The sequence below is a fragment of the Saccharopolyspora sp. MMCC62 genome, assembly GCF_057736575.1.
Genome location: NZ_JBYKCM010000014.1, coordinates 116,225 through 124,163, shown reverse-complemented (window position 1 = coordinate 124,163; position 7,939 = coordinate 116,225). Strand labels below are relative to the sequence as shown.

The 7,939-nt window shown below is 71.8% G+C and carries 8 protein-coding genes and 1 pseudogene; 6 read left to right on the top strand and 3 right to left on the bottom strand.

Annotated elements, in window-relative coordinates; genetic code table 11:
* The 5 genes and pseudogenes from AC29IT_RS26515 to AC29IT_RS26495 all read left to right on the top strand — a co-directional run.
* Positions 1-239 (top strand): annotated as a pseudogene (locus AC29IT_RS26515) (serine hydroxymethyltransferase); the annotation flags it as partial.
* A gap of 291 nt (positions 240-530) precedes the next feature.
* A complete protein-coding gene (locus tag AC29IT_RS26510; RefSeq protein ID WP_358444929.1) occupies positions 531-1,919 on the top strand; it encodes an amino acid permease in 1,389 nt (462 codons plus the stop codon).
* Positions 1,920-1,952: 33 nt separating this feature from the next.
* Positions 1,953-2,579 carry a PH domain-containing protein gene (locus AC29IT_RS26505; RefSeq protein ID WP_488220469.1) on the top strand — a complete coding sequence of 209 codons (627 nt, stop codon included), beginning with the start codon at positions 1,953-1,955 and terminating at the stop codon, positions 2,577-2,579.
* Between the two features lie 82 nt (positions 2,580-2,661).
* Positions 2,662-3,255, top strand: coding sequence for a TetR/AcrR family transcriptional regulator (locus AC29IT_RS26500; protein ID WP_358444924.1), 594 nt, complete (start codon positions 2,662-2,664; stop codon positions 3,253-3,255).
* Positions 3,256-3,271: 16 nt separating this feature from the next.
* Positions 3,272-3,835 (top strand): hypothetical protein, encoded by a 564-nt coding sequence (locus AC29IT_RS26495; protein WP_358444921.1) that lies wholly within the window; start codon positions 3,272-3,274, stop codon positions 3,833-3,835.
* On the opposite strand, the gene AC29IT_RS26490 is transcribed toward AC29IT_RS26495, so the two are convergent.
* On the bottom strand, positions 3,730-4,344 hold the full coding sequence (locus tag AC29IT_RS26490; RefSeq protein WP_358444918.1) for a nitroreductase family deazaflavin-dependent oxidoreductase: 615 nt from the start codon (positions 4,342-4,344) through the stop codon (positions 3,730-3,732). The genes AC29IT_RS26495 and AC29IT_RS26490 overlap by 106 nt on opposite strands.
* A 144-nt stretch (positions 4,345-4,488) precedes the next feature.
* Here AC29IT_RS26490 and AC29IT_RS26485 point away from each other — a divergent pair, with 144 nt between their 5' ends.
* Positions 4,489-5,406 carry an AraC family transcriptional regulator gene (locus tag AC29IT_RS26485; protein ID WP_488220468.1) on the top strand — a complete coding sequence of 306 codons (918 nt, stop codon included), beginning with the start codon at positions 4,489-4,491 and terminating at the stop codon, positions 5,404-5,406.
* Positions 5,407-5,431: 25 nt separating this feature from the next.
* Here the strand turns inward: AC29IT_RS26485 and AC29IT_RS26480 are convergent, their stop codons facing one another.
* Both AC29IT_RS26480 and dacB read right to left on the bottom strand, forming a co-directional pair.
* Positions 5,432-6,082 (bottom strand): DedA family protein, encoded by a 651-nt coding sequence (locus tag AC29IT_RS26480; protein WP_358444913.1) that lies wholly within the window; start codon positions 6,080-6,082, stop codon positions 5,432-5,434.
* A 237-nt stretch (positions 6,083-6,319) separates the two neighbouring features.
* Complete coding sequence (gene dacB, locus AC29IT_RS26475; RefSeq protein ID WP_488220467.1) at positions 6,320-7,876, bottom strand: D-alanyl-D-alanine carboxypeptidase/D-alanyl-D-alanine endopeptidase; 1,557 nt, start codon at positions 7,874-7,876, stop codon at positions 6,320-6,322.
* Between the last annotated feature and the right edge of the window lie 63 nt (positions 7,877-7,939).

Genomic DNA, 7,939 nt, shown 5'->3' with positions numbered 1-7,939 from the left:
GCATCACCGTCAACCGCAACGCCGTCCCGAACGACCCCCGACCCCCCATGACCACCAGCGGCCTGCGCATCGGCACCCCCGCCCTGGCCACCCGCGGCTTCACCACCACCGAATTCACCGAAGTCGCCGACATCATCGCCACAGCACTCCAGCCGACGATCGACGAGGAGACGACGACCGCGCTCGCCAACCGGGTCCGCGCGCTCGCTGAGAAGTTCCCCCTCTACGCCGATCTGTAAGCGAATCGTTTCGCGGAGATCTCCTCCGCATTGAACGGGCCGACGCGAACGCCGCATTTCCTCCGGGGAATGCGGCGTTCGCCGTTCCCGGTACCACCAGTCGGAGCAAAAAACGATTCATCTCGGCCGTAACGGCAGGTCACAGGCGGATCTCATCGGGCAAAGCTCGCAGATCGACATCGCCGGAAGAATGGATCACGATTCCGGCCCCTGCCAGGAAGACCAGGACCGAACGTGGCACAGTACCGGTCCACAAGAATGAATCCTTCTTCCCTCCGCAGGAGCACGGCGATGAGCGAACCCGCCCCCGAGGAATACCGCAAGGACCTGAGCAACCGGCACATCAACATGATCGCCATCGGCGGGGCGATCGGTGTCGGGCTGTTCCTCGGGTCCGGCAAGGCGTTGAGCCAGGTCGGTCCCGGCCTGATGCTGATCTACGCCATCGCCGGCGTGATGATCTTCTTCGTCATGCGGGCCCTCGGCGAACTGCTGATGTACCGGCCGGTCAGCGGTTCCTTCGCCGAGTACGCGGGCGAGTTCATCGGTCCCTGGGCCAAGTTCGCCACCGGCTGGGGCTACTGGCTGGTGTGGATCGTGACCGGCATGGCCGAGATCACCGCCGTGGGCAAGTACTTCCAGTTCTGGTTCCCGGAGCTGCCGCAGTGGATCCCCGCGCTCGGCGCGCTCATCGTGCTCAGCGGCGTCAACCTGATCGCGGTGAAGCTGTTCGGCGAGTTCGAGTTCTGGTTCGCGCTGATCAAGGTCGTGGCCATCGTCGGCATGATCGTGCTGGTCGCGCTCATCCTGGTGTTCGGCTTCAGCGACGCGGGCGACACGGCCGCGGTGAGCAACATCTGGTCGCACGGCGGCTTCTTCCCCACCAGCCCGGTGTCCGCGCTGCTGGCGTTCCAGATCGTCATGTTCGCGTTCATCGGCGTCGAGATGGTCGGCCAGACCGCCAGCGAGAGCGCCAACCCGAAGACGGTGCTGCCGAAGGCCATCAACGCGGTGATGCTGCGGATCCTGATCTTCTACGTGGGCGCGCTGGCCGCGCTGACCGCGCTCGTGCCGTGGACCAGCTTCAACGCGGACTCCAGCCCGTTCGTGCAGGCCTTCACCCTGATCGGCATTCCGGCGGCCGCCGGGGTCATCAACTTCGTGGTGACCACCGCGGCGCTGTCCTCCTGCAACAGCGGCATCTTCTCCACCGGCCGCATGCTGCGCACCCTGTCCGAGGACGGGCACGCGCCGCGCGTCGTCGGCAAGCTGTCCTCGCGGGCGGTGCCGTCGCGGGCCATCGCGGTCACCTTCGGCTCGATGCTCATCGGCGTGGTGCTCAACTACGTGGCGCCGGAGCAGGCGTTCACCTACATCACCAGCGCGAGCACCGTCGGTGCCCTGTTCACCTGGGGCATGATCGTGATCGCGCACCTGGGGTTCCGCCGCCGGATCGCGCGCGGCGAGATCGAGGCGACCATGTTCCGGATGCCGTTGGCGCCGTACTCGAACTACGTGGTGCTGGCGTTCCTGGCGATGGTCGTGGTGCTGCTGGCGTTCGACTCCGAGACCCGGATCGCGCTGTACATCACGCCGCCGCTGGTCATCGCGCTCGCCATCGGCTACGTGGTCTCCCGGCGGCGCAACAGCGGTGAGCGGGAGCCCGCCGCGCGCGCCTGACCCGGACCGCTCCGCGACGGCGGAGGTGCCCCGATGCGGGGCGCCTCCGCCGTCGTCGTTCCGGCGGGCGAAGTTGGTACTTCCGCCGGGTTCACCGGGTGGACCGCCCGGGGGAAGATCGTCGCCATGCACCCGGCCTCCCGCGTGCTGGTGATCAGCCGGAGCGCGCAGCAAGAACGCAGCATCCAACGGGACGGCCTGCTCGTGGTGCTCACCCAGATCGCGAACGGGATCGTGTGCGCCGGGGCCGCGGTGCTGTGGTGGACGTGGACGCCGGGGCCGTCGCGCTGGCTGGTGGTGGTGCCGGTCGTGGCGGTCGTGTGCAGCTGCTACGTGGCGCAGGCGCAGTTGCGCTGGCGGCGGATCAACCGGGACATGTTCCACCTGCAGGTGGCGTTGACCGATGCGGGCGTCACCTACGCCTCGGCGGCCGGGACGTACTCGGCGCCGTGGTCGGCGGTCCGGCAGGTCCGGTTGCGCACGCACCGCACCGGGTCGCCGTACGTGGTGATCGACGTGGACGGGTGGGGCGGCCCGCTGAGCGAGTGCGGCGGCACGGACCGGCTGGCGCTCACCCTCACCGGCACCGGGTTGCGGCCGCGCGAGGTGAGCCGCGCGGTGCACCAGCTCAGCGGCGGCCAGGTCACCACCCGCAGCTGATCCCCCGGCGAGCAGGTTCACCGGCCGAACAGGCCGCTCACCTGCGTCGACCTTACTAGCACAGCTGTGTTACTTTGAGCTCGTGGTGCGGCGGATCGATCAGGAGGCGCGGCGGCGCGACATCGTCGCCGCCGTGTGGCGGACCCTCGAACGCGGCGGGCTCGCCGAGGCCTCGGTGCGCAAGGTCGCCGCCGAAGCCGGGCTGGCCACCGGCTCCGTGCGCCACTTCTTCGGCACCCAGGCCGAACTGCACGCCTTCGCGCTGCGCTCGCTGTCCGACCGCGTCGGCGAGCGCGTGCGCCGGGCCGAAGCCGAACCCGACGTGCGCCGCCGCGCGCTGGCGATGCTCGGCGAACTCCTGCCGCTGCGCGACGACACCGCCCGCGAACTGGGCATCTGGCTGGAGTTCGTGCACCGCTCCCGGTACGACCCGGCGCTCGCGGAGATCGTCGGCGACCAGGCGCGCGAAGTGCGGGAGTTCCTGCACCACCTGGTGCGCGGCCTCGTCGAACTCGGTCACCTGCCGGCCGGGACCGACCCGGAGCAGACCGCCGCTGAGCTCGGCGCGCTCGTGGACGGCCTCGCCTTCGAACTGCTCACCGCACCCGGCCTGCTCGACCGCGCGCAGGCCGCCGAACTGCTCGAAGCCCACCTGTTCGGGCCGAGACCCCGCTGACCGGAGGAGGACGCACGTGGTCACCGCCATCGTCGCCGCCGAGCTCGCCTTCTGGGTGCTGCTCGCGGCCGGGCTCACCGCCCGCTACCTCGCCCGGCGAGCCCGGCTCGGCGCCCTGCTGCTGCGCGGGGTGCCGCTTGTCGACGTCGTACTCGTGGTGCTGGTCGCCGTGGACCTCGCGGGCGGCGCCGCACCGTCCCGCGCGCACGCGTTCGCCGCGGTGTACCTCGGGTTCACCGTCGCCTTCGGCCGCGCCACCATCGCTTGGGCCGACGCCTGGTTCCACCACCGGTTCGCCGGTGGCCCGCGACCGGCGAAACCGGCCAAGGGCTCGCGGGCCGAAGTGCTGGCGCTGTGGCGGGAATGGCTGCGGGTGCTGCTCGCGGACCTGATCGCGGGCGTCGTGCTGCTGGTGCTCGCCGCCGTCGGCGGGGTCGCCGTGCCGCGCTCCCTCGACGAGCTCGCCCACCACCCCTACTGGAGCGTGCCCGCGCTGCTCGGCATCATCACCGCGGTGTGGTTCCTGGCAGGTCCCGCCTTCGCGGGCACCGGCAGGCCCGAGGCCGCCGAGCGGCGCTGATGCTGGACGCGCCGCAGCTCCACCACCGGGATGACCCGGTCCGTGCGGCGCTCGTACGCGCCGAACTGGGGAGCCACCGCGACCTGCCGCGCGTACACCTCGTCGCGCTCCGCGCCGGTCAGCACCGTCGCCTCGACGTCGAACACCTCGGCGCCCAGCTCCACCCGCGTCCGCGGGTTCGCCAGCAGGTTGTGGTACCAGGCCGGGTGCTCCGGGGTGCCGCCCTTGCTGGCGAAGACGAAGATCCGATCGTCCTCGATCAGCGGCGCCAACGGCGAGATCCGGGGCGCACCGGACTTGGCCCCCACGTGGTGCACCAGGACCAGCGGGAGGCCCTCGAACATGCCGCCGACCACGCCGCCGCGCTCGCGGAACTCCGCGATCACCCGGCGATTCATCTCGGCCGCGCTGCCGAACTCGGCGAGGGCCAGGCGGTCCTGCTCGGTCTGCTCGCCGTACTCGCCGGCCATCCGCCGGTCCAAGTCGGCTTCGTCGCTGAACCGCGTCATCGTGCACTCCTCCCGCACCGCCGCCCGGCGGGCGGCCCTGCTAGGAGCGTATGGCGCAGCGGGTGAGCCGAACGATGCCTGAAGAACGCACGAAATTGCCCGATCGTTGCACTGGTGCTCGCTCGACCGAGTAATCTCGGGCGGATGGACCTGCTCGCCGACGTACTCGCCCGCACCGGCGTCCGCGGCAGCGTGGCCGCGCGGATCAGCGCCGGACAGGACTGGGGCGTGTCCTGGGCGGGCCCCGACGGCCCCGCCCTGTACGCGGCCACCGCGGGCACCGCCTGGGTCGGCGTGCCCGGTGCGCAACCGCGGCAGCTCGTCCCCGGCGACGTCCTGCTGCTCGCCGACAGCACCGCGCACACCCTGCTCAGCGCACCCGACGCCGTGATCGACGTCCACGACTGCCTCGACGCCCAGCGCGCGCAGGACGCCGGGGCCGCGCTGCACATCGGGCGAGGTGCCGCGCAGACCCACCTGCTGTGCGCCACGTTCAGCTCGGACACCGCCGCTTCCACTCAGGTGCTCGCCGCGCTGCCCGCCGCCGTCCACGTGCACGCCGAACGCGGCGGCGGGCTGGACGACGTGCTGCGGCTGCTCGGTCGGGAGCTCGAACGACCCGGGATGGCCTCCAGCGTGCTGCTCGACCGGCTCATCGACGTGCTGCTCATCCAGCTGCTGCGGGACTGGATCGCGGCGTCCCCGGCGGAAGCGGCGGGCAGCTGGCTCGGCCTGCTCTGCGACCCCGTGGTGCGGGACGCCATCACCGCGCTGCACGAGGACCCCGCGCGACCGTGGACCACCGACCTGCTCGCGTCCCGAGTCGCGGTGTCCCGCGCGACGCTGACCAGGCGGTTCCTGCACGCCGCGGGCGAACCGCCCGGCGGCTACCTCACGCGGTGGCGGATGGACCTGGCGGCGGCGCGGCTGCGCGACGGCGACGACACCCTGGAGACGATCGCGCGGTCGGTCGGCTACACCTCGGTGCACGCCTTCAGCAGGGCCTTCAGCCGGGTCCGCGGTCACTCCCCCGGCCGTTACCGGCTCGACGCCCGCCGCTGACCACCGCTCGGCTGCGCGGGGAGGGTCAGGCGGCGCGCTCGGCGTCGACGGGTTCTTCGGCGACGTCGGCGGGCTGCGCCGCGGCGGCCTTCAGCTTCTTGGACCGGCGGCGCCACAGCCACACGCCCACGCCGACCAGCACCAGCACTCCCAGCACGATGCCGCTCGCGCGGCCCAGCAGGTGCTCGATGTACTTCGCCGAGGTCCCGGCCGCCCAGCCGATGCCCACGTGCAACATCGACCACGTGGTGGCCCCCACCACCGAGGTCGCCAGGAAACGCCAATAGCCCAGTCCGCTCGTCCCCGCCGAGACCGGCACCAACGTGCGGACCACCGGCAGGAAACGCGCGACGAACACCGCGCCGATCCCGTACTTGCGCAACATCCGGCAAGCCCGGTCCCAATGCCGCACGCCCAGCTTCGCGACCATTCGCGTTTCGCGGACGCGCGCACCGTATCGGCGTCCGAGGAAATAACCGATGTTGTCACCGACCACCGCGCACGCGGCCACTGTCAGTGACAGGCCGAAGAAGAATCCGATATCGGTCACCGCGGCCGAAGCGACCAGCAGACCGCTCTCGCCCGGCACCAGGAAGCCCAGTCCGATCGTGCACTCGCCGAGCACCAGGGCACCCGTGACCAGGATCAGCAACGGGCGCGGCAGCCCGGCGACCATGGCCAGGAATTCGCTGACGAACGACACGTGGAACTCCCCAGTTCACCGGTACGGGCGGGATGGTCGACCAACGGATGCCACGTTAGCTCCCACGACCCTACGGCAACCCCGGGATGACCCGGGCCGCACCCTGACCGGTTCCCGAGACCGAATCGGGATAACCCCCGTTTCCGGTGACAACGCGAAGAGACGACCTTTCCCCGGTGTTCGGCACAAATCCGGCAATGGCGATCAGGGTCAGCAGGACTTCGTCCAAGAACACTCCGCGCCCGATTCCGATCCCGTTCCGGCGGTGTTCTTCCTGGGCAGCGCGGGGACGTGTTCGGCACGGCCCGGGTACTGCGCGAGCCGGACCGCGATCGCGTCCTCGAGATCGGTCGGCGAGTCGCCGAGGAAATCGTTGAACAACACGGAGAACACCAGTTCGCGCCCGTCCGCCGCGGTCGCGTAACCGGCCAGCGAGCTCACCCCGGACAGCGATCCGGTCTTCGCGGACACCTTCCGCTCGGCGGGAGTGCCCGCCATCCGGTTGCGCAGGGTGCCGCCGACCATGCGGTCCGGTGCGCCCGCGAGCGGCAGCGCCGCTTTGAAGTCCGCGAACCACGGCCTGCTCCGCACCTGGTCGAGCAGCAGCGCCTGCTGGTCGGGCGGGATGCCGTCGATCGCGGAGAGCCCGGACCCGTCCACCAGCCGCAGCCGCGCCGGATCGACGCCGAGCTCGGTGAGCCGTCCGGTGAGCACGTCGAGCCCCGCAGGCCACGAGCCGGTGCCGCGGGCGCGCCTGCCCATCTCCTTCACCAGCACTTCGGCGTGCCCGTTGTTGCTGAGCTTGAGGAACGGCACCAGCAGGTCGCGCAGCGGCATCGAGTCGCGCGCGGCGAGCACCCGCGCGCCTTCGGGGGTGGCGCCGGTACCGGTGCCGCCGACCTGCACGCCGTGCGCGCGCAGTGCCCGCACGAACACGTCGACGGCGTACGCGGCCGGGTCGGGGACGCTGGTGAACTCCTCGGCGGGTTCGGACCCGGCGGGCACCGACCCGGAGACCACGACGCGGTCACCGCCGTGCTCGCGGGTGACCGCCAGCGTCGATTCGGAGCCGGGCTCGCCGGTGGTGGCCCGCACGTCCAGCCGGATCGCGCCGGTCGCGGGCTGCGGGTCCACCCGCACCGGCAGGCCGGGCGCGGTCGGGGCCACCCGCAGCTGCACGGTTCCGGCGTCGTAGTCCTCGTCCGGTGCGACGGTCAGCGCCGACACCGGCGCCGAGTAGTAGTAGGGCTCGTCGTCCCACGCCCAGCCGGTGCCGAGCGGCACGTCGTCGAACCAGGTCGCGTCGGCGCGCACCGCGCCCTGCACGACCCGCACGCCGCGGTCGGCGACCTGGGCGGCCAGCCGGTCGTAGTCGGCGGCCAGCACGGTCGGATCCCCGGTGCCGCGCAGGTACAGGTCGCCGAGCAGCAGCGGCCCGGCTTGCGGTGCGGCGGCGCGCACCTCGGTGCGGAAGCGGTGCTCCGGCCCCAGCTCGTCGAGGGCGGCCGCGGCGGTGAACAGCTTCGCCGTGGAGGCGGGGGTGGCGCGGGCGGCGGGTTGCCTGCTGTAGAGCACCTGGTCGGTGTCCGGGTCCCGCACGACGACGCCGGCGTGCGCGCCGTCGAGCCGCGGGTCGGCGAGGATCCGGTCGAGGTCGGCGCGCAGCGCGTCGGGCCCGGTGGGGGCGGCGCTCGGCGGTGCGGAGAGCAGCGGGACGGCGAGCACGCCGAAGAGGATCAGCACGAGAACCGGAACCCAGCGACGCATCGCGCCCCCTCGTGGCGGGAGTGGGAGGGAGTCCGGGCGAAGACCCACCCGCCCGCACCAGGC

Coding starts and splice junctions, on each gene's coding strand:
- AC29IT_RS26510 (WP_358444929.1), top strand. CDS start 531: ATGAGCGAACCCGCCCCCGAGGAATACCGCAAGGACCTGAGCAACCGG.
- AC29IT_RS26505 (WP_488220469.1), top strand. CDS start 1,953: ATGCGGGGCGCCTCCGCCGTCGTCGTTCCGGCGGGCGAAGTTGGTACT.
- AC29IT_RS26490 (WP_358444918.1), bottom strand. CDS start 4,344: ATGACGCGGTTCAGCGACGAAGCCGACTTGGACCGGCGGATGGCCGGC.
- AC29IT_RS26485 (WP_488220468.1), top strand. CDS start 4,489: ATGGACCTGCTCGCCGACGTACTCGCCCGCACCGGCGTCCGCGGCAGC.
- AC29IT_RS26480 (WP_358444913.1), bottom strand. CDS start 6,082: ATGGTCGCCGGGCTGCCGCGCCCGTTGCTGATCCTGGTCACGGGTGCC.
- dacB (WP_488220467.1), bottom strand. CDS start 7,876: ATGCGTCGCTGGGTTCCGGTTCTCGTGCTGATCCTCTTCGGCGTGCTC.